The organism is Haloarcula ordinaria, from assembly GCF_029338275.1.
Lineage (GTDB): Archaea > Halobacteriota > Halobacteria > Halobacteriales > Haloarculaceae > Haloarcula > Haloarcula ordinaria.
The window spans coordinates 561,779-585,871 of sequence record NZ_CP119789.1 but is presented as its reverse complement, the minus strand read 5'-3'; the positions used below and the strand labels follow the sequence as shown (position 1 = coordinate 585,871).

23 protein-coding genes and 1 pseudogene are annotated in these 24,093 nt (G+C 68.1%); 14 read left to right on the top strand and 10 right to left on the bottom strand.

Annotation, left to right across the window (positions count from 1 at the left end):
* Positions 1–24 precede the first annotated feature (24 nt).
* Entirely contained in the window at positions 25–1,233 is a 1,209-nt protein-coding gene (locus tag P1L41_RS03090) for an inorganic phosphate transporter (protein WP_276297408.1), read from the top strand.
* 7 nt (positions 1,234–1,240) lie between these two features.
* Here the strand turns inward: P1L41_RS03090 and P1L41_RS03085 are convergent, their stop codons facing one another.
* Positions 1,241–1,672, bottom strand: a complete 432-nt coding sequence (locus tag P1L41_RS03085; RefSeq protein ID WP_276297407.1) for a universal stress protein — start codon at positions 1,670–1,672, stop codon at positions 1,241–1,243.
* 215 nt (positions 1,673–1,887) lie between these two features.
* On the opposite strand from P1L41_RS03085, the gene hisI reads away from it, so the two are divergent.
* Together hisI and P1L41_RS03075 are read left to right on the top strand one after the other, a co-directional pair.
* On the top strand, positions 1,888–2,250 hold the full coding sequence (hisI, locus tag P1L41_RS03080; protein WP_276297406.1) for a phosphoribosyl-AMP cyclohydrolase: 363 nt from the start codon (positions 1,888–1,890) through the stop codon (positions 2,248–2,250).
* Positions 2,251–2,254: 4 nt separating this feature from the next.
* A complete protein-coding gene (locus P1L41_RS03075) occupies positions 2,255–3,373 on the top strand; it encodes a DUF7118 family protein (RefSeq protein ID WP_276297405.1) in 1,119 nt (372 codons plus the stop codon).
* A gap of 26 nt (positions 3,374–3,399) precedes the next feature.
* Here the strand turns inward: P1L41_RS03075 and glmM are convergent, their stop codons facing one another.
* A complete protein-coding gene (gene glmM / locus P1L41_RS03070) occupies positions 3,400–4,752 on the bottom strand; it encodes a phosphoglucosamine mutase (protein WP_276298426.1) in 1,353 nt (450 codons plus the stop codon).
* 109 nt (positions 4,753–4,861) lie between these two features.
* Between glmM and pyrE the strand changes: the two genes are divergently transcribed.
* The 4 genes from pyrE (at position 4,862) to P1L41_RS03050 (ending at position 8,352) form a co-directional block, all read left to right on the top strand.
* The gene (pyrE, locus tag P1L41_RS03065; protein WP_276297404.1) at positions 4,862–5,407 is read left to right on the top strand and encodes an orotate phosphoribosyltransferase; all 546 of its coding nucleotides are present in this window, start codon (positions 4,862–4,864) and stop codon (positions 5,405–5,407) included.
* 100 nt (positions 5,408–5,507) lie between these two features.
* The gene (locus P1L41_RS03060) at positions 5,508–6,944 is read left to right on the top strand and encodes an NCS2 family permease (RefSeq protein WP_276297403.1); all 1,437 of its coding nucleotides are present in this window, start codon (positions 5,508–5,510) and stop codon (positions 6,942–6,944) included.
* Positions 6,945–7,009: 65 nt separating this feature from the next.
* Positions 7,010–7,267 carry a glutathione S-transferase N-terminal domain-containing protein gene (locus P1L41_RS03055; protein WP_276297402.1) on the top strand — a complete coding sequence of 86 codons (258 nt, stop codon included), beginning with the start codon at positions 7,010–7,012 and terminating at the stop codon, positions 7,265–7,267.
* A gap of 101 nt (positions 7,268–7,368) precedes the next feature.
* Positions 7,369–8,352 carry a calcium/sodium antiporter gene (locus P1L41_RS03050; RefSeq protein WP_276297401.1) on the top strand — a complete coding sequence of 328 codons (984 nt, stop codon included), beginning with the start codon at positions 7,369–7,371 and terminating at the stop codon, positions 8,350–8,352.
* 18 nt (positions 8,353–8,370) lie between these two features.
* Here the strand turns inward: P1L41_RS03050 and P1L41_RS03045 are convergent, their stop codons facing one another.
* Both P1L41_RS03045 and P1L41_RS03040 read right to left on the bottom strand, forming a co-directional pair.
* The gene (locus P1L41_RS03045; protein WP_276297400.1) at positions 8,371–9,258 is read right to left on the bottom strand and encodes an EamA family transporter; all 888 of its coding nucleotides are present in this window, start codon (positions 9,256–9,258) and stop codon (positions 8,371–8,373) included.
* A gap of 108 nt (positions 9,259–9,366) precedes the next feature.
* Entirely contained in the window at positions 9,367–10,335 is a 969-nt protein-coding gene (locus P1L41_RS03040; RefSeq protein ID WP_276297399.1) for a transcriptional regulator, read from the bottom strand.
* A gap of 169 nt (positions 10,336–10,504) precedes the next feature.
* Here P1L41_RS03040 and P1L41_RS03035 point away from each other — a divergent pair.
* Positions 10,505–12,224, top strand: a pseudogene (locus P1L41_RS03035) (helicase C-terminal domain-containing protein).
* Positions 12,225–12,510: 286 nt separating this feature from the next.
* Entirely contained in the window at positions 12,511–13,488 is a 978-nt protein-coding gene (locus P1L41_RS03030) for an AAA family ATPase (RefSeq protein WP_276297398.1), read from the top strand.
* Positions 13,489–13,524: 36 nt separating this feature from the next.
* Here P1L41_RS03030 and P1L41_RS03025 read toward each other — a convergent pair whose 3' ends face one another.
* From P1L41_RS03025 to P1L41_RS03010, 4 genes are read right to left on the bottom strand one after another with little or no spacing between them, the layout of a single operon-like run.
* Entirely contained in the window at positions 13,525–14,262 is a 738-nt protein-coding gene (locus P1L41_RS03025; protein ID WP_276297397.1) for a DUF7519 family protein, read from the bottom strand.
* On the bottom strand, positions 14,259–15,530 hold the full coding sequence (locus P1L41_RS03020) for a DUF58 domain-containing protein (RefSeq protein ID WP_276297396.1): 1,272 nt from the start codon (positions 15,528–15,530) through the stop codon (positions 14,259–14,261). Before P1L41_RS03020 ends, P1L41_RS03025 begins: the two co-directional genes overlap by 4 nt.
* Complete coding sequence (locus tag P1L41_RS03015; RefSeq protein ID WP_276297395.1) at positions 15,527–16,183, bottom strand: DUF7269 family protein; 657 nt, start codon at positions 16,181–16,183, stop codon at positions 15,527–15,529. Before P1L41_RS03015 ends, P1L41_RS03020 begins: the two co-directional genes overlap by 4 nt.
* The gene (locus P1L41_RS03010) at positions 16,180–16,926 is read right to left on the bottom strand and encodes a DUF4129 domain-containing protein (RefSeq protein WP_276297394.1); all 747 of its coding nucleotides are present in this window, start codon (positions 16,924–16,926) and stop codon (positions 16,180–16,182) included. The genes P1L41_RS03015 and P1L41_RS03010 overlap by 4 nt, the downstream gene beginning before the upstream one ends.
* 259 nt (positions 16,927–17,185) lie before the next feature.
* Here P1L41_RS03010 and aglM point away from each other — a divergent pair, with 259 nt between their 5' ends.
* A complete protein-coding gene (aglM, locus tag P1L41_RS03005; RefSeq protein ID WP_276297393.1) occupies positions 17,186–18,487 on the top strand; it encodes a UDP-glucose 6-dehydrogenase AglM in 1,302 nt (433 codons plus the stop codon).
* Between the two features lie 73 nt (positions 18,488–18,560).
* Here aglM and P1L41_RS03000 read toward each other — a convergent pair whose 3' ends face one another.
* Both P1L41_RS03000 and P1L41_RS02995 read right to left on the bottom strand, forming a co-directional pair.
* The gene (locus tag P1L41_RS03000; protein WP_276297392.1) at positions 18,561–19,595 is read right to left on the bottom strand and encodes a class I SAM-dependent methyltransferase; all 1,035 of its coding nucleotides are present in this window, start codon (positions 19,593–19,595) and stop codon (positions 18,561–18,563) included.
* The gene (locus P1L41_RS02995; protein WP_276297391.1) at positions 19,588–20,730 is read right to left on the bottom strand and encodes a 60S ribosomal export protein NMD3; all 1,143 of its coding nucleotides are present in this window, start codon (positions 20,728–20,730) and stop codon (positions 19,588–19,590) included. Before P1L41_RS02995 ends, P1L41_RS03000 begins: the two co-directional genes overlap by 8 nt.
* Positions 20,731–20,856: 126 nt before the next feature.
* Between P1L41_RS02995 and htpX the strand changes: the two genes are divergently transcribed.
* The 4 genes from htpX (at position 20,857) to P1L41_RS02980 (ending at position 24,069) form a co-directional block, all read left to right on the top strand.
* Positions 20,857–21,741 (top strand): zinc metalloprotease HtpX, encoded by an 885-nt coding sequence (htpX, locus tag P1L41_RS02990; RefSeq protein ID WP_276297390.1) that lies wholly within the window; start codon positions 20,857–20,859, stop codon positions 21,739–21,741.
* A gap of 171 nt (positions 21,742–21,912) precedes the next feature.
* Positions 21,913–22,887, top strand: coding sequence for a homing endonuclease associated repeat-containing protein (locus P1L41_RS18580; protein ID WP_379788386.1), 975 nt, complete (start codon positions 21,913–21,915; stop codon positions 22,885–22,887).
* Between the two features lie 329 nt (positions 22,888–23,216).
* The gene (gene pspAB, locus P1L41_RS02985) at positions 23,217–23,834 is read left to right on the top strand and encodes a PspA-associated protein PspAB (protein ID WP_276297389.1); all 618 of its coding nucleotides are present in this window, start codon (positions 23,217–23,219) and stop codon (positions 23,832–23,834) included.
* A 1-nt stretch (position 23,835) separates the two neighbouring features.
* On the top strand, positions 23,836–24,069 hold the full coding sequence (locus tag P1L41_RS02980) for a hypothetical protein (protein WP_276297388.1): 234 nt from the start codon (positions 23,836–23,838) through the stop codon (positions 24,067–24,069).
* The last annotated feature ends 24 nt before the right edge of the window (positions 24,070–24,093 follow it).

The following is a 24,093-nucleotide window of genomic DNA, read 5'->3' as shown; positions in this document are numbered from 1 at the left end:
CACGCGGGGAGGCCTGACCCGACGGTGGTCGACGTCGTCTTCTGGGTGCTCGTGGCCCTCGCGACAGTCACCGGACTGGTGACGGCGTGGGCGCTGGGTGCCAACAGCAACTCGCCGCCGTTCGCCCCCGCTATCGGTGCGAACGCCATCTCGACGATGCGGGCCGCCTTCCTCATCGGTATCCTCGCGGCCGCCGGCGCGCTCACGCAGGGCGGCAGCATCTCCGAGACGGTGGGTGCGGGGCTCATCGGCGACGCCACGATTACGTCGCTCGCGGCGACCGCCGGTCTGTTGACGGCGACGCTGTTCATGGCCTTCGGCGTCTACACCGGCTATCCCGTACCGGCGGCGTTCGCGACGACCGGCGCGATGGTCGGCGTCGGCCTCTCGCTGGGCGGCACGCCGGTCTACGAGACGTACCAGCGCATCGGGCTGTTCTGGGTGCTGGTGCCCCCCGTCTCTGGTGGACTGGCCTACCTCACTGCGACGCTCCTGCGCCGCGACGACATCCCGGAGACCGTCGGCGTCCCCCTGTTGGCGGCCGTCGTCGGCGGTATCGTCGCGAACGTCCAGCTGAGCGTCATCCCCTCGCCACCGGGGGCCACGCAGAACTCGCTGGCCGGCGCTGCGACGATGGTGCTGCCCGCCCCCTCCGTCGGGGGCGTCGAACCCGTCGTCGTCGCCGCGACGCTCCTGCTCGCGGCCGCCAGCTTCGTGTTCATCCGCCGGCGGACCCAGGACTCGGTCGACCGCGGCATCAAGACGTTCCTGGTCGTGCTTGGCAGCGTCGTCGCCTTCTCCAGCGGCGGGAGCCAGGTCGGCCTGGCGACCGGTCCCCTCGAGAACCTCTACCGGGCCGAACTGGGCGCGCCGGCGCTCGTGCTGCTGGGAATCGGTGCCGCCGGCATCCTCGGCGGTGCGTGGATGGGCGCGCCGCGCCTCCTCCAGGCCACTTCCCGGGAGTACGCACAGCTCGGCGTCCGGCGCTCCATCGCCGCACTCGTGCCCGGCTTCATCATCGCGCAGCTGGCCATCGCGCTGGGCATCCCTATCTCGTTCAACAACATCATCATCTCCGGCGTCATCGGCGGCGGCCTCGCCGGCGGGTCGGCGGGCGTCTCGCGGCGGAAGATAGGCGTGACGCTGGGCTTTTGGGTCATCACACTGGTCACGAGCGTCGCCGTCGGATTCGGCCTCTACCGCGTGTTCTCGACGGTCCTGGGCATATCTTGAGCCGGCGTCAGCGGACCACCGTCACCGTCACCGGCGCCTCGCTGACGACGCTGGTCGCGACGGTCCCGAGGAGTCGCCGCGCTATCTCGTGGCGCTCCCCGCCGTGGCCGCCCATCACGACCTGGTCGACGTCGTTTGCGTCGACGAACTCGAGGATGGTCTCGGCGGGGTCGCCGGTCTCGACGGCCGTCTCGACGCTCCGGTCGGCGTCGGCCGCCTGTCGTTCGGCGCGCTCGACGAGTCTGTCCGCCCGGGCGCGTGCGCTCTCTTCGCGACTCTCGTCGGCACCGAGGACGCCGCCCTCGCTCATCCCCCCGTCCAGCGGCGTGACCACGTTCAGTACCGTCACGCGACAGTCGAACGTCTCGAGTGCGTGGACGAGCGCCTCGTCGGCCAGCGGCGACCCGTCCAGCGGGACGAGGACGTGCGATGGGGCCATACCCGTAGTCGTGAGCGGAGGTACAAGTAGCCACGCCCATCGCAGGACTGTTTCGTGTAGCAGCTATCGGTTCGGAGAGCCAGAAAGCCCCCAGTCCGGCTGACCACCCAGCTTCGGGTGGGGCTTTCTGGCTGTTCACATTCAAGTTAGCTGAATCTCACACCCCTCCTGTCCCTGTCACAAGACCTATCTTCCGGACGGGCTTCCGACCGAGTATGACCGACGTGGACCTCGCGTTCGACGAGCAGGAGTACATCCCCGCCGTCGCCCAGGACGCCGACTCCGGCGAGGTGCTGATGCTCGCCTACGTCACCGAGGAGGCGCTCGAACGGACCCGTGAGACCGGCTACGCGCACTACTACTCGCGGAGCCGCGACGAACTCTGGAAGAAGGGCGGCACGAGCGGTCACACCCAGGAGATAGCGGAGGTCCGCGTCGACTGCGACGGCGACGCCCTGCTCTATCTCGTCGACCAGTCCGGCGGCGCCTGTCACACCGGCTACGAGTCGTGTTTCTACCGGACCGTCGACGGTGCGACCGTCGGCGAACGGGTGTTCGACCCCGACGACGTCTACTGAACCGATGAGTGAGCCCGACGCCGTCCGCGACCTGGCGGCCGCCGCACGCGAGTACGAGACGGCCAGCGAACGCGTCGACGACGTCGGCCAGGAGCGCCTGGAGGCCTGTCGTGACGCCTATCGGCGGTTCCGAGACCTGCTCGACCGCTACGAGGACACCGCGACGGGGAGCGGGAACTTCCAGGCGTTCACGGAGTTCCAGGGCGCCGTCGCCACGCTGACGACCGACCTGGACGACGACGTCCCGAAGCGCGAGACGTTCGAGGCCGTCGACGACGACCTCCAGCAGCGCCGGCTCACGGACTCCGACTTCGAGCGCGCGCGACGTGACCTCGAACCGGTCGGCGACCTCGTCTCGCGACTCGACGACCTTGAGGCGGCCCGCGAGGCCTACATCGCGGCGCGGCGGGACGCGCGGCGGCGGCTGGACGACGTCGAGTCGCGAATCGCGGACCTCGAACGACTCGTGCGACTAGGCGACGCCGACCTGGACGCCCCGGTCGAGGAGCTGCAGGGGCCCATCGAGACGTACAACGAGGCCGTCGGTGAGGCGTTCCGGACGTTCCGCAGCGAGCAGTCGGCCCGCGAGGTCCTGGAGCGGATTCAGCGTGCCGACGCCTACCCGCTGGTCTCGTTCCAGTCGCCGCCCGACGAGCTGCTCGAGTACGTCCGGACCCACGAGGCCGGCGAGGCACCCATCCCGAAACTGCTCGAGTACGCCGACTACTCGGCGTCGAAACTCGACCACTACGTCGCGGACACGGCCGCGCTCAAGCGAGCGGTGGCGACCCGCCAGACGTACCTCGAACGGCTCGACGCCGGGCCGGTGACTGTCGAGTGGCCGCCGCCACCGGCCGACCACCTCGCCTGGACCACCCGGGCCTACCAGTCGGTCGTCGTCGGCTTCGCCGACGAATCGGTCGTCGCCCGCCTCCGTGCGGTCCGTGCACTCACCCGCCGGGACGACTACGCGACTCTCCGGGACAGCGCGCTCGCCCGCGACCAGCTCTCAGAGACCGAGCGCGAGCGCGTCGCCAGCGGGGCCGTCGAGCGCGACCTGGCGGCCGCTCGCGAGGAGCGCGACGCTATCGAGCGGGCGCTGGAGGAGTACGGCGGGCTGTGACCGGCGGCCGGACGACCGGGTGCCGGTTACGACCGAGCCACGTCGACGAGCTCGTCCGCCAGCGACGCGGCCCGGTCGACGTCCCGGGCCTCGGCGTACACCCGGACGATGGGTTCGGTCCCCGAGGGGCGGGCCAGCACCCAGGCGTCGCCGTAGTCCAGTCGCCACCCGTCGGTCGTATCGATGTCGGCGTCGGCGTCGGTGGCGTAGGCCTCGACGCGGTCGAGCATCGCCTCGCGCTCGGCCTCGTCGTCGTACTCGAGGCCGCGTCTGACGGTGTGGTAGTCGCTGTACGGTTCGACCAGTTCGCTCGCGGGCGTCACGGCGACCAGCTCGCAGAACCGGGCGGCGGTGTACGCGCCGTCCCGTGCGATGCGATACCGCGGGAAGAACAGCCCGCCGTTCCCCTCGCCGGCGACGGGGACCGTCTCGCCGGCCTCCTCGAGCGCCCGGATGCGACTGACGATGTTGGTCGACCCGATGGGCGACAGCGAGAGGTCGGCGTCGGCGGCCTCCGCGGCGTCGACGAGGCGCTGTGAGGCGTTGACCGCGGACACCACGGTGTCGCCCGGTTCGAGCTCGGCCGCCGCGAGCGCCGCGAGCGAGCTCTCCCCGGGGACGTGAGTCCCGGTCTCGTCGACGAACATCGCGCGGTCGGCGTCCCCGTCGTGGGCGATGCCGAGGTCCGCGCCCGTCGACTCGACGTACGCCCGCAGGTCCGCCAGGTTCTCCGGGACCGGTTCGGGGTTCCGCCCCGGGAAGTGGCCATCCGGCTGGGCGTGGACGGTGTGGACCGTACAGCCCAGTTCGCGAAAGAGGTCTGGACTGACCAGCGACCCCGCGCCGTGGCCGGGGTCGACGACGACGGTGAGGTCGGCGGCGGCGATGCGCTCGGCATCGACGGCCGCGACGACCGCCTCGCGGTAGGTCCGCCGGGCCGATTCGACGGTCCGGTCCGTCCCGGTCTCGGCCCAGCCGACGTGGGCCACCGCGTCGTCGAGCGCCGTCTCGATGCGGTTCAGCGCGTCGCGCGTGAGGCCGACGCCGTCGGCGCCGACGACCTTGACGCCGTTGTAGGCCGGCGGGTTGTGACTCGCGGTCACCATCAGTCCCGGGACCTCGTTTCGACTGCAGTAGGCCTGCAGGCCGGGCGTCGGGACGACGCCGACCCGGTCGACGTCGAGCCCGAGGCTGGTCAGCCCGCTGACGGCGGCGTTGGCCAAGGTCCGCCCCGTCGTCCGCGTGTCCCGACCGACGGCGACCCGGTCGTAGTCGTCGGCCCAGACGCTGCCGGTCGCCTGTGCGATCTGCAGGACGAACCCGGGCGTCATGGTCTCCCCAGCGACCCCCCGAACGCCGCTCGAACCGAAGACGTGCATTCGAGCAGTCATCTATCGCCGACCGGCTTATGAATGTCGCCATCCCGCCGGGCCGCCGGGCGTCGACGATTCCAATGGCTATTTGCCCCGGGGTCGACGACTGGCGTGTATGGCAAACGACGAACTCATCGAGGCGCTCCGGGACGCAGACGCCGTGAAGTTCGGCGAGTTCGAGCTCTCCCACGGCGGCACCTCGAACTACTACGTCGACAAGTACGTCTTCGAGACGGACCCACGGTGCCTGGAACTCATCGCCGAGGCGTTCGCCGACCGGGTCGGGGAGACGAAACTCGCGGGCGTCGCGCTCGGGGCCGTCCCGCTCGTCGCCGTCACCAGCGTCGAGACCGGGCTGCCATACGTCATCGCGCGCAAGCAGGCCAAGGAGTACGGCACCGGTAACCGGATCGAGGGTGAACTGCACGAGGGCGAGGCGGTCGTGATCATCGAGGACATCGCCACCACCGGGCAGAGCGCCGTCGACGCCGCCGAGGCGCTCCGGGAGGCCGGCGCCGTCGTCGACCGCGTCCTCGTCGTCGTCGACCGCCAGGAGGGCGCCCAGGCGAACCTCGCGGCGCACGACCTCGAACTCGAATCCCTGGTGACCGCCGCCGACCTGCTCGCCGACGCCCCGGCGGACGTCGACGTCGACGCGTAATCGACGGACTGCGGACACGACGTTCCGAAACCGTCGGTGAGGCGACTATTTTCGCTCGGTCTCGCCACGTTTATGCCCCATTACTGTGAGTCTCGGGCAAATGGCGAGTACACTGGAGGAGTTGTTCAAGTTAGCCGAGCACGACACCGACGTCAGGACCGAGGTCCTGGCCGGGGTGACGACGTTCCTGACGATGAGCTACATCGTCTTCCTCAACCCGGTCATCCTGACGGCGTTCCCCGAAGACAACACCCCAGGCGGCATCGCTATCGAGGGCTTCTCGCCGCCGGAGGTCCTGCAGATGCTGGCCGTCGTCACCATCCTCTCGTCGGCGGTGGCGATGCTGGTGATGGCCTTCTATGCGAACCGGCCATTCGGTCTGGCACCTGGCCTGGGCCTGAACGCCTTCTTCGCCATCACCGTCATCGGCGTGCTCGGCGTGCCGTGGCAGACGGCCCTCGCGGCCATCGTCGTCGAGGGGATTATCTTCATCATCCTCACGGCGGTCGGTGCCCGGGAGTACATCATCCAGCTGTTCCCCGAACCGGTGAAGTTCGCCGTCGGGGCCGGTATCGGCCTCTTCCTCGCGATTATCGGCTTAGAGGCGATGGGCATCGTCGTCGACGACCCGGCGACGCTCGTGGGGCTGGGCAACATCGCTAGCGACCCCGTCGCCATCCTCTCGGTGCTCGGGCTCTTTTTGACGTTCGTCCTCTACGCCGCCGGTATCCGTGGGTCCATCATCGCCGGCATCCTCCTGACGACGATTCTGGGCGCTGTCGCGACGTTCGTCGGCCTCGCGCAACCCGGCGTCCTGGCGACCGCCGCCGTCCAGAACGGCGGGTTCGACGCCTCGCAGCTCGCGAGCGCACAGTACGACATCACGCCGCTCGCCGGCGCGTTCCTCGCCGGCTTCGGCCAGGTCGAGGCGTTCTCCTTCGCGCTCATCGTCTTCACGTTCTTCTTCGTGGACTTCTTCGACACCGCCGGCACGCTGGTCGGCGTCGGCCAGGCCGGTGACTTCCTCGACGAGGACGGCGACTTCCCGGACATCGACAAGCCCCTGATGGCCGACGCCGTCGGGACCACCATCGGCGGGATGCTCGGCACCTCGACGGTGACGACCTACATCGAGTCCGCGACGGGTGTCGAGGAGGGCGGGCGAACCGGCCTCACCGCACTCGTCATCGCCGGCCTCTTCCTCGCCTCGCTGGCTATCGTCCCGCTGGCGACGGCGATTCCGCTCTACGCCTCGCACATCGCGCTGGTCGTCGTTGCCGTCCTGCTGATGCGCAACATCGTCGACATCCAGTGGGACAACTTCGCCCACGCCGTCCCGGCCGGCCTCACCATCATGGTGATGCCGTTCACCTACTCCATCGCCTACGGTATCGCGGCCGGCATCGTCTCGTACCCCATCGTCAAGACCGCCCAGGGCGAGTTCGACGACGTGCTCGTCGGCCAGTGGGTGCTGGCCGCGGCCTTCGTGCTGTACTTCGTCGTCCGCACCGGCGGCGTCCTCACGAGCGCGGTCTGACGGGGCTGCACGGACCGAACACACCACCGACGCGCTTTTTCGGCTGGCCCCGCTACGTCGAGCCGATGGCAAACCTCGAACTCTACGAACTGGAGGGCTGTCCGTACTGCGCGAAAGTGAAGACGAAACTCGACGAACTGGGTCTCGAATACGAGTCCCACATGGTCCCGCGCTCGCACTCCGAGCGCACCGAGGTCGAGGCGGTCTCCGGCCAGACCGGCGTCCCGGTGCTGGTCGACCCCGACCACGACATCGAGGGGATGCCCGAGTCCGACGACATCGTCGAGTATCTGGAAGCGACGTACGGTTCGAGCGCGGCGTAACGTCGCCATTCTTCAGTGCATGGTCCGGGGGGTGACTCTCGCAGCCCGTGCCCGCCGGCACAACGTTGATTTCGGAGCCGGCAGTGTGGTCGAATCGAGTGATGGCTCACGGTAGCCCGTTCGCGCATCTCGCCGTCGTCGCGCTCTCCGTCATCGGCCTGTGGGTCGGTGCCCGACTACTCGTCGATACTGTGGTCCGAATCGCCCGGCGATTCGGGCTCTCCGACCTCGTCATCGGCCTGACGGTCGTCTCGATGGGTACCTCTATGCCGGAGCTGGCGGTCTCGACCGACGCCGCCGTCAAGAGTCTGGGCGACATCGCGGTCGCCAACGTCTTAGGCTCGAACGTCTACAACCTCGCGTTCATCCTCGGCGTCGTCGCGCTGATACACGTCCTCCCTGTCACGGACTCACTTCTGCGGCGTGATGGACTGGCGTTGCTCGCGAGCACCGCCGTCGGTGGTCTCGCACTCCTCGACCTCTCGATATCCCGGCTCGAAGGGGCGCTCCTCGTCGGTCTGTTCGTTGCCTACACCGGCTACCTGCTCCGGGCCACCCCGACCGAACCGGCGGCCGAGCCCGACAGCGAAGCTGACCATCCGGCGACGACGTCGCTCGCTGGACGGTTCTCGTTCCCGGGGCGGGACCCACTGGCGGTCGTCGTCGCCCTGGGAATCGTCCTCGTCAGCGGCGACGCGATGGTCGGCGCGGCTTCGGCGCTCGCCAGCGGGGCCGGTCTCTCCGACTGGGTCATCGGCGGCACCATCGTCGCCGCGGGCACCTCGACGCCGGAGTTCGCCGTCTCGCTGGTCGCCGTCCGTCGCGGTAGTCTCGGCGTCTCCGTGGGCAACGTCGTCGGTAGCAACATCTTCAACCTGCTGGGGATACTGGGACTGGCCGCACTCGTCCGCCCGCTTGGCGTCAGCCCCGTCTCGCTGGAGACGCTCGCGTGGCTGGTGGCGGTGACCGTCCTCGCGGTCGCGGCCCTCTGGACCGGCCGTTCGCTGACGCGACCGGAGGGGGCCGCGTTCGCGGCGTCGGAGCTCGGTCGGTGGGTCCTGGGACTGCTCGGAATCGTCGGCTGAGCGACCGCCGACTGCACGTCAGCCACTGACGATGAGCACGACGCCGGCGACGAGCACCGCCACCGCGATTCCGAGACGGGCGGTCAGCTGCTCGTCGTCTCGGGCGAACAGCGCCGACCCGAGCAGTACCAGCAAGGGGCTCGCCCCGAGAATCGGCGCGACGACGTTCACCGGCTCCCGGCTCAGCGCCCACAGGTATGCACTGAGGTACGTCGTGTTGGCGATACCGACGACGACCGTCCATCGACCCGGGCGCGACGGCCACGAGGCGTCGTGGCGCACCCGCCGCCAGCCGAGATACAGCCCGAAGCCACAGGCGGCGGCCAGCACGCGGACGGTGGCGCCGACCAGTGCCGGCGTCTCGCCCGCCAGGCCGACCTTGGTGAACACCGGGTCGACACCGAGACAGACCGCTGCCGCCAGCGGGAACCCGACGTGGGTCCACACCTCGCGCCCGCTCGCGGTGACCGGGCTGGCCCGGGCATCCCACGAGACGGCGGCCGCGCCAGCGACCAGCAACACCACGCCGGCCGCCACTGTCGGCGTGATTCCCTCGCCCAGCGCCACGACGGCCGCGACGACCGCGACCAGCGGGAACGTCGACTTCAGCGCTTCGGCCCGGCTCGCACCGAGCCGTTCGATGCCCACGAATAGCGCGGCACGCGCCAGCAGTGACCCGAGCAGGCCCCCAATCGCGAGGGCGGCGAGCGACCGCGGCGTGAGCCCGTACGGCGGGCGGTAGCTCGCCACGGACAGGGGGACCAGCACGACGAGGTTGACGAGGAAGACGCCGGCGACGACGTCGCTCACGGAGTGGCTGGCGGTACTCCGCCGGACGGCGAGACTCTGCGCCGCCAGCGCGACCGCCGCGAGAACCGCGACGCCGACACCGACGGACACGTTCACGGTCGGGAGCCACGGCTCTGTGGGGTTTGAATCTGTGCATAGCGAGACCGTCCGGACAGCCACTCGGGCGGCAACGGGTGTCGGGACGCCAGAACCGAACTACGGCGTTCAGGCCACTTCTTCGGGCTCTTCGCCGCGTTCCATGATGAGGTCACGGAGGTCGTCGGCGTCCTCGATGTTCTCCATCTCGTCCTCGGCGATGAGCGCCGTGCCGTCGACCGACTCGCGGCTGAGTTCGTCGACGACGTACACCGAGCGAGTGCCGGTGACCTCGCCGACCGAAGACATGATGCGGGCGCGCTTCTCGGCCGTCTCGGTGAACGCCGAGTGGCCGGTCAGGACCTGTTCGCGCCGCTTGGCGTTCTCGTTGACCGTCTTGAACGGTGCGCGGTCCGTGGGGTGGACGGTGAAGCCGATGCGCGTAAAGACCGTCGCGATGGGTTCGTCCTCGGGGGCGACGTCTGGGTCTTCCGGCGTCGGTTCCTCGTCGCGGATGTCCTCGGTCCCCTCGAGGACGTTCACGGGCGACGTCAGCGGCGCGTCGAACAGGTCCTCGAGCTCGGCCGCCACGTCGACGGAGGCGTCCATGCCGTCCTCGTACTTCGAGACGGTCCGCCGCGAGACGCCTAGCTCCTTCGCGAGGCGACCCAGCGACCACTCTTTCTCCTCGCGGGCGTCGGCGAGCACCTCCGAATCGATGTTGACGTACAGGCCGCCCGGAGCGGCGTAGATGAGCGGCGGGACCTCTTCGACGAACAGGTCGACCGCGGTGTCCGGCGAGAGGACGGGGACGCCGTGGCGGAAGTACACCACACCCGGTTTGAGTTCCTCGTCGCGGGTCCGTAGCCCCAGGACGATGGGCGTCGCGTTCAGGTACGTTCCGAGCCGGCGCATCTCGGCGCCGGTGTAGGCGTCGAAGGCGTCGATGTTCCCCAGGATCTTCACCAGCAGCACGTCCTCGCCGCGTCGCGCCGCGATGTCGAAGCTCTTGGGCCGGATCGCACAGCGGTCGCTCACGAGGAACCCCGCGTCCTCGAGCATCGCCGTGACGTTGCCCACGAGTGCTGACCGTGACATGGTGCGCTATTCCTCTACGGAAAGTAAGCCATTCACCGCATATATGCGTTGTGTTGGTATCAGGGGCGCTCTACCGTTTGTTTATCACGCCCACGGCAGCCACAGCCCGCCCGCACTCGGGCCCGGGTGACAGGAAAGGTTTACCCCCGGCCGTCCGTCACCCTCACTCGTGTACCCGGCGCGGATTCACGACGAGTTCCCCGCACCCGCCTACCGTGGGAACCAGAAAGACGCCCTCTCGGACATCCGCTCGGCCTTCGAGAGCGGGAAGGACGTCGTCCTCGTGCGCGCTCCGACCGGCAGCGGGAAGTCCCTCCTGGCCAGAGCAATCGCCGGCTGTGCCCGGACCGCCGGCGAGGCCGCCGCAGAGCAGGTCATCGACGCGTACTACACGACGCCGCAGGTCTCGCAACTCGACGACGTGGCGAGCGACGACCTGCTCTCGGACCTCTCGGTCATCCGCGGGAAGAACAACTACGACTGCATCCTCCCGGGCGAGACGGACACCCCGGTCAACCAGGCGCCCTGCGTCCGCGAACGGGAGTTCGACTGCCAGGTCAAACACCGGTGTCCCTACTTCTCGGACCGCGCCATCGCCTCGAACCGCCGCATCGCCGCGATGACGCTGGCGTACTTCATGCAGACCGCCGGCAGCGACGTCTTCGGCAAGCGCGACGTCGTCGTCATCGACGAGGCCCACGGCCTGGGCGAGTGGGCCGAGATGTACGCGACCATCGACCTCTCGCCCGAGACCATCCCGATGTGGTCGGAACTCGACGTCCCCGACATCGACGGACTGGACGACGCCGTCGCGTTCACCGAGCGGGTCGAACACCTCGCGGAACGGCGCGTGAAGGAACTGCGGGGCAACGCCGAACTCACCGGCGAGGAGGTGGCCGAACGCGACTCGCTGAACCAGCTGCGGGGCGACCTCCAGTGGTTCCGCGAGGACTACCACGACGCCGAGAGCGTCACGACGTGGGTCGTCGACCAGACGGAGTCGGCGGTGACGGTCAAGCCGATGAACCCCGAGCGCTACCTGAAACACACCGTCTGGGACCGCGGCAACCGCTTCGCCCTGCTGTCGGCGACCATCCTGAACAAGGAGGCGTTCTGTGCCAACGTCGGCCTCCGGCCGGAGAACGTCGCCCTCGTCGAGGTGGGCCACACCTTCCCCGTCGAGAACCGCCCGCTCTACGACGTCACGCAGGGGAAGATGACCTTCGAGCACCGCGAGGAGACGCTGCCGGCCATCGCCCGCGAGACGGTCCGCATCATGGCCCAGCACCCCGACGAGAAGGGGCTGGTCCACTGTCACTCCTACGCCATCAAGGAGCAGCTGAACGAGCTCCTCGACGATTTCGGCGTCGGCGCTCGCGTCCGCGACCACGACAAGGCGGGCCGCGACGCCGCCCTGGCCGCCTGGAAGCGCAGCGACAACCCCGACGTCTTCCTCTCGGTGAAGATGGAGGAAGCGCTCGATTTAGAGGGGGACCTCTGTCGCTGGCAGGTCATCTGCAAGGCCCCGTATCCGAACACCCGGGACTCGCGGGTCGCCCGCCGCCTGGAGGACGACCAGTGGGGCTGGTACTACCGCACCGCGCTGCGAACCGTCATCCAGGCCTGTGGTCGCGTGGTCAGAGCGCCGGACGACTACGGCGCGACCTACCTCGCTGATTCGTCCTTGCTCGACCTCTTCGACCGGGCGAGCCACGACACGCCCGACTGGTTCGCCGCACAGGTCACCCGGATGAGCGAGCCCGACCTCCCCCCGGTTCTCGCCGGACGCGGCGCTCACGGGCGTCAGCGCGCGCACCCGCCGCCAGCGCGACCGGTCGCGCTCCCGGTCCGGCAGCGACTCCCACCCGCTCTCCGACGTGTGGGACTAGAAGACGACGAAAGAGAGCCCGTAGACGATTCCCGACCCGACCATCAGCAGCGTCAGGAAGATGGCCATAATCTGCTGTCTGTCCATGGTCCTCCTTTGCCAGACGCGCTGTTAGGTGTTACGCCACTAGACCTGGGACGCTGTCGCTTCGGCGCACTCGCGCTGTGACACCGCTCGAAGTGGCGGTCGAACACCGGTTCCCGGAACGGCCGAACGACGCCCGGATTCGCCATCCTCCGGGAGGTAGGTCGGCGATAACAAAGCCGGTCTGGAGACCTCTCTTGCACATGTCAACGGACCCGTCGATAGACGACGTCGCCGACCACTGTAAGATTATCCTCGACGACGTCGGCGACGCGGTTATCGCCGAACGGGAGACGCTCGAGACCGTCCTGACCGGGTTTCTCGCCCGCGGTCACGTCCTGCTAGAGGACGTTCCGGGGACGGGGAAGACTCTGACAGCCCGCTCGCTGGCCGGTGCGCTGGGCCTCTCCTTTACGCGCATCCAGTTCACGCCGGACCTGCTCCCCGCGGACGTCACCGGGAGTTACGTGTTCAACGAGAAGGCCCAGGAGTTCGAGTTCCGCCCCGGACCGATATTCGGGAACGTCGTCCTCGCCGACGAGATCAACCGCGCGTCGCCGAAGACACAGGCCGCGCTGCTCGAGGCGATGGCCGAGGGCCAGGTCAGTATCGACGGGACGACCCACGAACTGCCCGAGCCGTTCTTCGTCATCGCGACGCAGAACCCCATCGAGCAGGAGGGGACCTTCCCGCTCCCCGAGGCGCAGGTCGACCGCTTCATCGTCAAGACCAGCTTCGGGTACCCCTCTGCCAGCGGCGAGTTGGAGATTCTCAACCGCCGGGCGGACCGGACCGACCGGACGCCGTCGGTCACGTCACGGCTATCGCTGGCACCTGCGACGCTCCGGAAGGCTCCCGAGACGGTCCACGTCGACGGGGAAGTCCGGGAGTACATCGTCTCGCTCTCGCGGGCGAGTCGGGACGACTCACGCGTCCAGACGGGTGTCTCGCCACGTGGGACACAGCGGCTCTTCGAGGCCACCCGAGCCTACGCCGCGCTCCGGGGTCGGTCGTACGTCACCCCAGACCACGTCGCGCGCATCGCCCCGGCCGTCATGGCCCACCGTCTCGTGCTGACGCCCGACGCGCGGGTCGACAGCGTCGACAAGCGTGCGGTCGTCGCCGACGTCCTCGACTCGGTGCCGGTCCCGACGGTCACGTACGCGAACCAGTCCGACTAACTGCGACAGTCCCCGTTTTTCCAGAAATTCAGAAACTCACCGATACAGCGCCGCCATCGACACGACGGCCGCGGCCACGAGTGCGACCAGGACTGCGAGCGGGAGCTCCGTCGTCCCGTTCTCGAAGAGCACCGTCGCCCCGAGGACCAGCAGGGCGCCGAACCCCGCGCTGGCACCGGCGTGGAGGAGCTCGACCGATTCGGTGCCGGCGTCGCTCCGGAGCTGCTCCCCGAGGCTGATGCCGTTTTCGGCGACGTCCCAGGCGACGATTGCACCGGCGGTCGCGACGAGCAACGTCCCCGTGTCGGCCCGCTCGAAGACGCCGACGAGGACCACGCCGACGACCAGCGCCGCCAGCCCGGCCGAGACGAACCGCCGGGCGAGGTCCTCGCGCACCGGTCGCAGGCCGAGCCCGAGCAGGACTATCCCAAGGATGCCGGGGCCAAGCTGGGCCCATCCGACGCTCCCGGAGAGTGTGAGGACACCGTGGAGCAGCGAGAGGGAGACGATGGCGGCGCCGACCACCGTGACCTCGCTGGCTCCGAAGCGGTCGAGCGGGACCCGCGTGCTCCTGCGGGTCACCTCGTCCGGCACCGCACGCTCCACGTCCGGCAATCGTGCGCCCGCGAGTACGACCGCGACGCCGACCGCCGTCCCGATGACGGCGAGGCGCTGGTTCGCCGACCCAGCGAGCAGGAGCGCGACGCTCGCCGAAAGCAGGAGCGCGAGCGCGCTCGAGAGCGACGTCGGTCGGTGGGAGACGGCGGTGCTCATGCGCTCCTCCGTCGGCGCCCCTCGTTCAACAGGACGGTCCCGAGGGCCGTCGCGGGGTCCCAGTCGACGACCGGGATGTCGGTCTGGCGGAGCGCGTGGAGCCGGTTCTGCCGTTCCAGTTGCGCCATGCGCTGGCCGAGCGTCTCCGCCGCGGTGACGTCCGGGCTGATGACGGTCGTCGCGTGGCCGCCCGCCTCCAGGCGCCGGATCGTCTGCAGTATCCACTCGTCGGTCAGCGGCGAGAGGACCACGACCTGCGTCGACGTCCCTAGCTGGGCGTACAGTCGCTCGCGTTGTCGCTCGAGGTCGCCGTCTTCACCCGGTTTCGACGGGGTCGAGGACAGCGTCGGATGCGACGAGAGGAGCTGGCGGAGCCGAGTCAGGTGGTCGGCCCCGCCCCCCGGACCCTCCCAGCAGAACTCGCGGCCGAACGCAGCCAGACCGACCTGGTTCTGGGCGCCATCGAGGGCGGTGAGCAGCTGCTCGGCGGCCGCGATGCTGTGGGCGACGGCGTTCGGGTCCTCGTCGCTGGCCGACCGGTAGGCCTTCTCCCGTGCGTCGAGGAGCAGCAGGACCGAACTGCGCCGCTCCTCGCGGAACTCGATGGTGGTGAGCTCGCCGGTCTTGGCCCACCGTTTCGAGTCGATCCGCCGTATCGAGTCGCCACGGTTGTACTCCCGGATCGTGTGGAACTCGGTGCCACTGCCACCGCCGTCGGTGGTCAGCTGCCCGGCGAAGTTGTCCGTCTGGCGCCGGAGTGGGACCTCCGGGACCGTCTCGGAGCAGTGGAGCTCGCCCTCGGCCGAGACGGTCGTCTCTATCTCGTGGGCCCCGGTGATGTCCCGGGCGATGACCGTCGCTGGGTCGAACGTGTGGTGGCCGTGGTCGGCGTCGAGCGCGTACGTGAACGTCGTGCTCTGGCCGGGGCGCAGCACGGCCGCGTGTCGGGGACTCCCCGACGCGACGGTGAGCATCGGTGGGACGCCGTCGACGATACGGACGTCGGTCAGCGTCCGCTCGCCGACGTTGGTCAGGTGGGCCGTCACGGTGACGGGGTCGCCGCGCTTCGGGTGGCGGTCGTCGAGTCGCCGTTCCAGCTCGACCTCGACGGTCGGCGGTCCCGAGAGCCGCGGGTACGCCGCGAAGCCCGCGCCGACGATGCCGAGCAGGAGGACCGCCGGTCGGTCGAGGAGGACACCGGCCGCGACGGCGAGCAGCGCGACGGCGACGATGCCCCGCCAGCGTCCGGTGGCGCGAACGGTCGTCATCGCCGCTCACCGTCCAGTTCGAACCGCTCCAGTACCGCTTCGGTGGCTTCGCGGACCTCGTGCTGGTTCCAGCGCTCGCCGTGGAGCGCGAGCGCCGCTTCCTCGTGGAGCCCCGGCGGGGTCGGACGGCCCGAACTGAGGAACGCCGCGACGACGGGGTCGTCGATCCACTCGCCCTCGTCGATCCGTTCGCGGGCCGTCTCGGCGGGGACCCGCTCCGTCCGGACCATCGCACTCACCGCCGCCGTGCGGAGCCGTTCACGGAGCGCCTCGTTCGCCGCCCGGCCGTTCGACAGCGACCACGACTGGAGGTACTGGTCGAGCTCGTCGCCCGGCTGGTGGGCGTCCCGGATTGTCTCCGGGTCCGGTGGCGCGGCCTGCTTGACGTGGCCGGCGGCCCGGCGGACGACCATCACCGAGAGGACGGCGAGCGCGAGCGTTCCGAACGCCCCGAGCAGGAAGTAGTCGTTCCCGGCCAGTGCGACCAGTCCGTCCACGGGGATGAGCCCGGCCGTACCCGGTACCGTGGCGACGACGGCGACGACGAACGCGACGAGCCCGCAGCCGACGAGCACCAGCCACCCCGCTCGCCGCAGCCCTCGCAGGTCGCCCACGGCGACCGGACCCAGGCGTTCGATGTCGTCGACGCTCACCGCAGTTCACCGTCCAGCCGCTCTAACACGTCTCTGGCGCGCTGTTCCTGGGCGGCTATCGACGAGACGGCACCGTACTGGACGTCCTCGAACAGCCGACGTAACTGTTCGACGGTGTCCGTGTCGTACCCGCTCTCGATGGCCAATCGGGCGCAGATTCGGGGGGTGTACTGCTGTGGCTGGTCGACGCCGGCCCGGCGCAACAGCTCTGCCCAGGCCCGCTGGACGTCGTTCTCCGGCATCGCGATGGGGCCCTGTTCGGTCCCGTCGTCGATGTCGACGTAGGCCCCGCTCAGCGTGGCGAGGATCGGGTCCAGCCGCCGCCGGTAGCGGTAGACGACGACGGCGCTCCCGAGCCACAACAGACCGCCGACGAGCAGCGAGACGACGTCGAGTCCGGGGTCGGCCGGGCCCGTCCCGGTCCCCTCGCTCTGGCTCTGCCCTAGCTCGTCGGTGGTACCGCCCGCCGGAACCGCTGCGCTCACGCCGGTGTCGCTCGCGCGCATCTCGGTCGCACTCGCCTCGTCCTGGTCTGTCGGGTCGGTGTACTCGTCGTGGAGGCGCTGCGTGGCTGCCTGTATCTGTTCGCCGCGCTCGGCACCGAGTGGGAAGGCCTCGTTGTCGAGGTCGATAGCGTCCTCTGGTTCCGTGCTCATCGACGACTCGAGTGTCGAGGCCGAGAGGCCGATCGCCAGCACGACGACGGCGACGACTGCGAGTGAGACGATGCGTTCGGTGTTCATGCTGCCTGCCTGTGAGAGAGTGCCATCAGCTACTTGCCCGTAGTCGGGCGGCTTCGGGCCTTGTAATTGAGCCGTTATTCACGGGTAGGCAACGCGGACGAGGCCGTGGCGGCGACCCACCGTCACACGGCGAGCGCGAGTCGAGTCTCTGTGGTCCGTCGGCGCCGAGTAGGCGCTGTCTAGACCGCCGCTGTCGCGGGGTCTGGGCCGGCGGGTAGGACCCGAATTCTCAAGGGTTACCCTCGCCAAGCCACGGCTGATGAACGTCAGCATCGTCGGCAGCGGGTACGTCGGTACCACTGTCGCAGCGTGTCTCGCCGACCTCGGTCACCAGGTCACGACGGTCGACATCGACGAGGACATCGTCGCTGCCGTCAACGCCGGTGAGTCCCCCATCCACGAACCCGGGCTCGACGAACTGGTCGCCGAGCACGGTGGCGACCGTCTCCGGGCGACGACCGACTACGGCATCGTCCCCGAGACGGACCTGACGATGCTGGCCCTGCCGACCCCCTCGAACGAGGACGGCAGTATCGACCTCCGCTTCATGGAGGCCGGGGCGGAGGCCGTCGGGGAGGCGCTGGCCGCGGCCGACCGCGACGGCCCGCACCTCGTGGTCACGAAATCCACCGTCGTCCCGACGACCACCGAGGAGGTACTCGCGGCCCGCATCGCCGCGGCCGGCCTCGTCCGCGGCGAGGACTTCCTGGTCGCCTCGAACCCCGAGTTCCAGCGCGAGGGCACTGCCGTCGCGGACTTCCTGAACCCCGACAAACTCGTCTTCGGGGCCGACGACCAGCGGGCCTACGACCTGCTCCACGACCTCTATGCCCCGCTCCGAGAGGCCGCCGACGGCGAGGTGCCCGTCGTCGAGACCGGCATCGCCGAGGCCGAGATGATAAAGTACGCCAACAACACCTTCCTCGCGGCGAAGGTGAGCCTCATCAACGACATCGGGAACATCTGCAAGGAGTTCGGCGTCGACGCCTACGAGGTGGCCGACGCCATCGGCCTCGACGACCGTATCGGCGCGCAGTTCCTGCGCAGCGGGGTCGGCTGGGGCGGGAGCTGCTTCCCGAAGGACACCGACGCCATCATCGCCGCCGCCCGGGAGCGGGGCTACGACCCGACGGTGCTCTCGGCGGCCGTCGAACTCAACGACGACCAGCCGGAGCGACTGCTTTCCTTGCTCGACAAGCACGTCGACGCCACCGGCAAGCGCATCGCCGTGCTGGGTCTGGCGTTCAAGCCCGGCACGGACGACATCCGCAGCACCCGCGCGGTCCCGGTCATCGAGGGCCTGCAAGCCCGCGGCGCGGACGTCGTCGCCTACGACCCAGTCGCCACCGACAATATGCGCGAGAAGTATCCGGACATCGCGTACGCCGACTCCGCAGCCGAGGCGCTCGACGGGGCTTCGGGCGCCGTCGTCGTCACCGACTGGGACGAGTTTGCGGCGCTCGACGACGAGTTCGACGCGATGGCCGACCCGGTCGTGATCGACGGTCGGCGCATCGTCGCCCCCCGCGAGGGCATCACCTACGAGGGACTGACGTGGTAGCGGACTCCTCCCGTGGTACGATGGTCCTGACGCGGTAAGGTGTGTCTTCTACGGCCCTCACTGCTGGCGCTCGTCAGTCGATTCTGGCGTCCACGACGACGTGCGCGACGCCCTCGCTGTAGCTCTTGACTCGACGGGTGTCCAGGACATCGACCGAGCGCCCGGCCTCGGCTGCCGCAGCCTCGAGGCGCTCGATGGGGCGCTCGAAGACCAGCGCCTCTGGTGTGGCCTCGTGCAGGTGCAGGACGCCGCCCGGTTTCAGGGCCGCAAGCCCCGATTCGAGGTACTCGTGGGCTTCGTAGTACCCCATCACGACCCGGTCGACCGTCTCCGTCTCGTCCAGGCCCGCTATCACGTCCCTACAATCGGCACGATAGGGCTGCACGCGGTCGTCGACGCCGTTTCGCATCGCGTTCTCGACCAGGTAGCGAAAGGCCGTGGGATTGCGCTCCACGGCGGTCACCTGCGCCCCAGCGCGGGCCATCGGGAGCGTGAAGTAGCCGATGCCGGCGAACATGTCGAGCACGGACTCGCCGTCGGACACGATTTCCCCCATCCTCACCCGCTCGGCCTTGTTCCCCGGCGAGAACATCACTTCGGCGAGGTCCAGGGCGTACTGGGTCCCGTGTTCGGTGTGGACCGTCTCCGTGTCGCCCTCGCCGGCGACGACCTCGCCGTCGGGCTCGCGGTGGGCACCCGAGATGCCGCCCCTGGCGAGTACCGTGTCGGCCTCGCCGTGGAGCGCGAGCAGCGCCTGGCCGACCTCTTCTGGCCGTGGACTGTCGCCGACGTCGACGAGGACGACGCTGCCGACGACGGCCCACGACGAGGGGGCCGCGTCGAGTTCGTCGTCGCTCCAGCCGCGCTCCCGGAGGTGGTCCTCGAGCGTTCTGAGTCGCGGGTCGCCGACCTGCTCGACGACCTCCCGAACCTCGACCGTCGACGGCGGGTCGGTCACCGGAACGGCGACGCTGTCGGTGTCCCACGAGCGGACGCTCCGGTCGGCGTCGTAGACGCCCTCCGTTTCGAGTGCGTCGATCACCGACTCGGCGCGGGGCTTGCCCACGACGACGGCGAGCCGTCGGTCCGGTTCGGCGTCCTCAGGCATCGCGCTCGCTGTCGTCGGCGTCGCGTTCGGGCAGGACGTGTAGCCCTGCCTGGCTCTTCAGCACCGGGACCTCGTCGGCGTCGGTGTCGAGGTAGTCCGGGCGGGGGACCGTGACGCTCTCGAACGTCTCGGGGTCGAGCACCTGGACGGCGTTGGCGTCCTCGACAGCGACCAGCGTCGTGAGCTGGCCGTCCTCGCGGAAGCCGAGGCGGGTGGCGTCCGGAGCGTCCTCGTCTTCGAAACTCGCCTCGAAGTGGTCGCCGGTCGCCAGCCTGACGCCCTTGAGATTTCCCTGGACCGAGCGGACCAGTACGGGTCCGTCGCCGTCCTCGGGGTCGATGACCTCGCCCTGGCGGTAGCGCGGCAGGCGGACGGCGTAGGACATCCGGTAGACGGGTTGGCCGTCCTCGTCCTCGGTGATGAGGCGCTTGGAGTCCGAGTACGAGCCGCCCAGCTGGGCCGTGATGCGCTTCGCGATACCGTGGCCCATCTGGTTCGTCGATATCTTCATGTTCAGCCCCTCAGGGATCTCCTTTTTCTCGGTGATGAAGGCGTTTCGGTCCCCGGTGGCCTCGCGCTCGGCGACGTACGCCTCGGCGATGGTCTTCGCCCGCTCGACTTCCTCGTCGGTTGGGTCCCGCTCGTCGGCCCGCACCTGGACGATGCTGGCGAAGGAACCACCGGCGATTTTCCCGCAGCGCTTGCAGGTCTGGCGGGATATCTTGACCGGAACCGCGACCTCCTCGGTCACCGGCGTCTCGCGGACGACGCCGGAGAACTCGGCGTGCATCCGGATGTTGTTCTGGTCTAGGTGCTCGGGCGCGACCTGCCAGGCGACCGACTGGGCGTCGACGTGGATACCCAGCGCCTCGCTGACCTGCTCGACGGCGATGTCCGTGTAGTCGTCGGCGCCGACGTCGACCCAGCGGTTCCCCTTGTGGACTGCGCCACAGTGGGCACACACGCGGACCTGAATCTCCTCGGGCGCGTCGACGAGGTCGAACGCCTCGAAGTAGCAGGCGTCACACAGCACCCGCTCGGAGTCCCGGCGCGCGCCCGGAAGGTCGGGACGGTCGTCGGGCACGGCCGACATCTCGTCGCCACACCGCGGGCAGAAGGCTCCAGACCGGCTCATTACCACCTCGTACTCGACTCACTCGGTTACGTATTGCGTTCCGCGGCCGCCGGTGACGGCGTCGGCATCGTGCGCTTCCGGCACACGATAGCGAGGTTTTAGAGGCTCCGTCCCCTAGTCTGGGCTATGGAGTGGCAAACCGACTGGGGGCTCCGTGGGCGCATGGCGTTCACGATGTTCCTCCTGTTCGCCCTGTACATCGTCTTCATCGGCGCGCTGACGCTGTACTTCCAGAATCTGGCGCTCATCGTCGTCGTGATGGGCGGGTTCCTGTTCGCGCAGTTCTTCTTCAGCGACAAGCTCGCCCTGTACTCGATGGGGGCCAAGGAGGTCAGCGAGCAGGAGTATCCGGAGCTCCACCGCACCATCGACCGGCTCGCCCAGCAAGCGGATCTCCCCAAGCCCAGGGTCGCCGTCGCGGACTCGCGGGTACCAAACGCCTTTGCGACCGGCCGCTCGAAGAAGAACGCCGCGGTCTGTGTCACGACGGGCATCATGAACACGCTCGACCAGGACGAACTGGAGGGCGTCATCGCCCACGAACTGGCCCACATCAAGAACCGCGACGTGGCGGTGATGACCATCGCCTCCTTCCTCTCGACCATCGCCTTCCTCATCGTCCGCTGGGGCTGGCTGTTCTCGGGCGGGCGGAATCGCGGCGGCGGCCAGCAGCAGGTGCCGGTGTTCGTCGCCATCCTCATCTCGCTGGCCGTCTGGATCGTCTCGTTCCTGCTCATCCGGGCGCTCAGCCGCTACCGCGAGTACGCCGCCGACCGCGGCGGGGCGGTCATCACGGGCAAACCGGCCGCGCTGGCCAACGCCCTGATGAAGATCGACGGCCGGATGGACAAGGTGCCCAAGGAGGACCTCCGCTCCGAGGCGGAGATGAACGCCTTCTTCATCATCCCCATCAGGACGGGATGGCTCGGGCGGCTGTTCAGTACCCACCCGTCGACGGAGAAGCGGGTCGACCGGCTGCGTGACCTAGAGCGGGAACTGGAAGGCTTCTAGTTAACTCTGATTTTCGGACGGTGTGGTTCCTGATATGGGAGGTATTCACTCCGAGAATTCCCTGATGACTGAACTGGTTAGTTGACTCGTAGGACTACTACCGTGTATGAAATAACGAAAAACTGACCTTTGACTAGCGGGAAAAAACTCACAACTCTGGGAACCTGTCTCATGAAACGAGTTACGCGGGAGGCTCTCATCGAAGATTATCAGCGGGTCAGTGACGAGTTAGACTCGCGCCCAACTTTGGCCGAGTACAACGAGCACGGGAGTTACAGCAGTACTCCAATCTACAAACGGTTTGAATCGTTCGAAGAACTAAAACGGGCCGCTGGCTTCGAGACTGGCGAGGAAAAAATATCAGACGAAACGCTGCTTGATGACCTCCGAAGGGTGGCCGATGAAATAGGCCGTTCTCCACCCGTGATGGTGTACGATGAACACGGTGACCACAACTCCAAGACGTTGAAAAACCGGTTCGGTAACTGGAATTCCGTTCTGCAATCTGCGGAACTAGACCCGACCGACCATTCGGAACACTGGAAAGATAACGAACCCGAGCAGGCTGGGAAAAACTACGGAACAGTGTCAGTAGACTGCTCGTATTGTGGTCAAACAAACCAACGAACCCCATTCGAGGTTAGGGAACGGAGCCGATTTTTCTGCGACTACGACTGCAAGGGATCTTTCATGTCTCAACAGACAGGAGAAGAATCTCGAGTCTGGCAAGGAGGGAGGGTCTCTATACAATGTGAAACCTGCGGAGATACAAGACAGGTGAGGCCAGCCGAGGTCGACGAGAGTCGATTTTGCTCACAGGAGTGTATGATCGAATGGCGTTCAGCACAGTTCTCTGGCGAGAACCATCCTCGCTATAGAGGTGGATATGATCGCTATTACGGGCCAAACTGGAGGAAACAGCGTCGGCGAGCCAGGGAACGTGATAATTACCGATGTCAATCCTGCCTCATGAGCAGACAAGAGCATGAGCAAGAGTACGGTTGTGTCCCCGTAGTCCATCACAAGACTCGGTTCGGCGACTTTGACAGTTACGAAAACGCGAACGAGTTAGAGAACCTTATTACGCTCTGTAAGCGCTGTCACGGATTGGTTGAAGGTGGCCAGATGGCACTGCTCACTGGGTAGATCTTCTGTACCGAATGCCCTGGTTGGCGTGTGGTGAATCTTGTTACGGTCGCATGGTCTGCTCGTCTCGCTGCATCCAACGTCGACAACCAGAAAGCCCCGACACGCTGGACTCGGGGGACTCGCTGCGCGCTTCACTCACTGCGTTCGTTCCAGTGCTTGCGTCGTCCGCCTTCGTCCAGCGTGTCGCCCCTTTTAGTCCTGCCAGTGTCGGATGGGGACCTACTGCCGGCTGGGACTTTCTGGTTCTTGAAACCGGTCGCCACTGACGTGTAATCTCCTCAATCTAGGAGCGAAACCACTTGAGGGACGCCCCCCTTCACACCTGTATGGGACTGTTCGACGGGCTCAAGAGCGCACTCGGAATGAAGGCCGAGGCCGACGCCACCCGGGACGCCGACCCCGACGACCTCTTCGGGATGAGCACCGCCTACATCACGATGGAGGCGGAACTGGGCTACGAACCGACCGGCGAGGCGGCGCTGTGTTTCGCCGACGTGGACAACACGGACTTCCGGGACGCGATGGAGGAGGTCGAGTCCATCCTCGACGCCGGGCAGGTCGAGACTGGCACGGAGGCCACCTTCGAGACCGACGACCACGGCTATCAGTGGATCGTCTTCGAGGACCCGGACTTCGAGGACCTGCTGACCGCGATCCACTTCGCGGCCGACACGCTCGTCGAGCGACGGTACGGCTCGCGCCTGCTCGCGGCGCTGTTCTCGTTCGAGCGCGAGCACGACGGCCAGCCGGCCTACTGGGTCTACTCGTTCCGCCGGGGGGCGTACTACCCGTTCGCGCCCGACACCCGCGAGAGCCACGAGCGCGACTCGACGGCCGAGTTCAAACTGGAGAGCAACCTCGACGGCGAGATAACGCTCGAAGGGGACAAGGAGTACTGGTACCCGCTGTGGCCCGACAAACCGGGGTGGCACCCGTGGGAGTGAGATGAGCGACGGCGACAGCGGTCCGAGCCGCGCGGTGGCGAACTTCCGTCGCTCGGCCCGCCAGTTCTGGCGCTCGCTGGCTGCCCGGCCGGTCTGGAGCGGCGCGGCCTTCGCCGTCTTCGCGCTCGGCGAGGTCGGCGGCCGGTTCCTCACGGGTCTGGAGCTCCTCTCGGGGGTGCTCATCGTCGTGGGCGGCCTCGCGCTGGTCTATCTCGGCAGCCTCGACATGGACTGATTCGCCCGGCCGTCGCCGTGCCAC

Coding starts and splice junctions, on each gene's coding strand:
- P1L41_RS03085 (WP_276297407.1), bottom strand. CDS start 1,672: ATGGCCCCATCGCACGTCCTCGTCCCGCTGGACGGGTCGCCGCTGGCC.
- hisI (WP_276297406.1), top strand. CDS start 1,888: ATGACCGACGTGGACCTCGCGTTCGACGAGCAGGAGTACATCCCCGCC.
- P1L41_RS03075 (WP_276297405.1), top strand. CDS start 2,255: ATGAGTGAGCCCGACGCCGTCCGCGACCTGGCGGCCGCCGCACGCGAG.
- glmM (WP_276298426.1), bottom strand. CDS start 4,752: ATGCACGTCTTCGGTTCGAGCGGCGTTCGGGGGGTCGCTGGGGAGACC.
- pyrE (WP_276297404.1), top strand. CDS start 4,862: ATGGCAAACGACGAACTCATCGAGGCGCTCCGGGACGCAGACGCCGTG.
- P1L41_RS03060 (WP_276297403.1), top strand. CDS start 5,508: ATGGCGAGTACACTGGAGGAGTTGTTCAAGTTAGCCGAGCACGACACC.
- P1L41_RS03055 (WP_276297402.1), top strand. CDS start 7,010: ATGGCAAACCTCGAACTCTACGAACTGGAGGGCTGTCCGTACTGCGCG.
- P1L41_RS03050 (WP_276297401.1), top strand. CDS start 7,369: ATGGCTCACGGTAGCCCGTTCGCGCATCTCGCCGTCGTCGCGCTCTCC.
- P1L41_RS03040 (WP_276297399.1), bottom strand. CDS start 10,335: ATGTCACGGTCAGCACTCGTGGGCAACGTCACGGCGATGCTCGAGGAC.
- P1L41_RS03030 (WP_276297398.1), top strand. CDS start 12,511: ATGTCAACGGACCCGTCGATAGACGACGTCGCCGACCACTGTAAGATT.
- P1L41_RS03025 (WP_276297397.1), bottom strand. CDS start 14,262: ATGAGCACCGCCGTCTCCCACCGACCGACGTCGCTCTCGAGCGCGCTC.
- P1L41_RS03020 (WP_276297396.1), bottom strand. CDS start 15,530: ATGACGACCGTTCGCGCCACCGGACGCTGGCGGGGCATCGTCGCCGTC.
- P1L41_RS03010 (WP_276297394.1), bottom strand. CDS start 16,926: ATGAACACCGAACGCATCGTCTCACTCGCAGTCGTCGCCGTCGTCGTG.
- aglM (WP_276297393.1), top strand. CDS start 17,186: ATGAACGTCAGCATCGTCGGCAGCGGGTACGTCGGTACCACTGTCGCA.
- P1L41_RS03000 (WP_276297392.1), bottom strand. CDS start 19,595: ATGCCTGAGGACGCCGAACCGGACCGACGGCTCGCCGTCGTCGTGGGC.
- P1L41_RS02995 (WP_276297391.1), bottom strand. CDS start 20,730: ATGAGCCGGTCTGGAGCCTTCTGCCCGCGGTGTGGCGACGAGATGTCG.
- htpX (WP_276297390.1), top strand. CDS start 20,857: ATGGAGTGGCAAACCGACTGGGGGCTCCGTGGGCGCATGGCGTTCACG.
- P1L41_RS18580 (WP_379788386.1), top strand. CDS start 21,913: ATGAAACGAGTTACGCGGGAGGCTCTCATCGAAGATTATCAGCGGGTC.
- pspAB (WP_276297389.1), top strand. CDS start 23,217: ATGGGACTGTTCGACGGGCTCAAGAGCGCACTCGGAATGAAGGCCGAG.
- P1L41_RS02980 (WP_276297388.1), top strand. CDS start 23,836: ATGAGCGACGGCGACAGCGGTCCGAGCCGCGCGGTGGCGAACTTCCGT.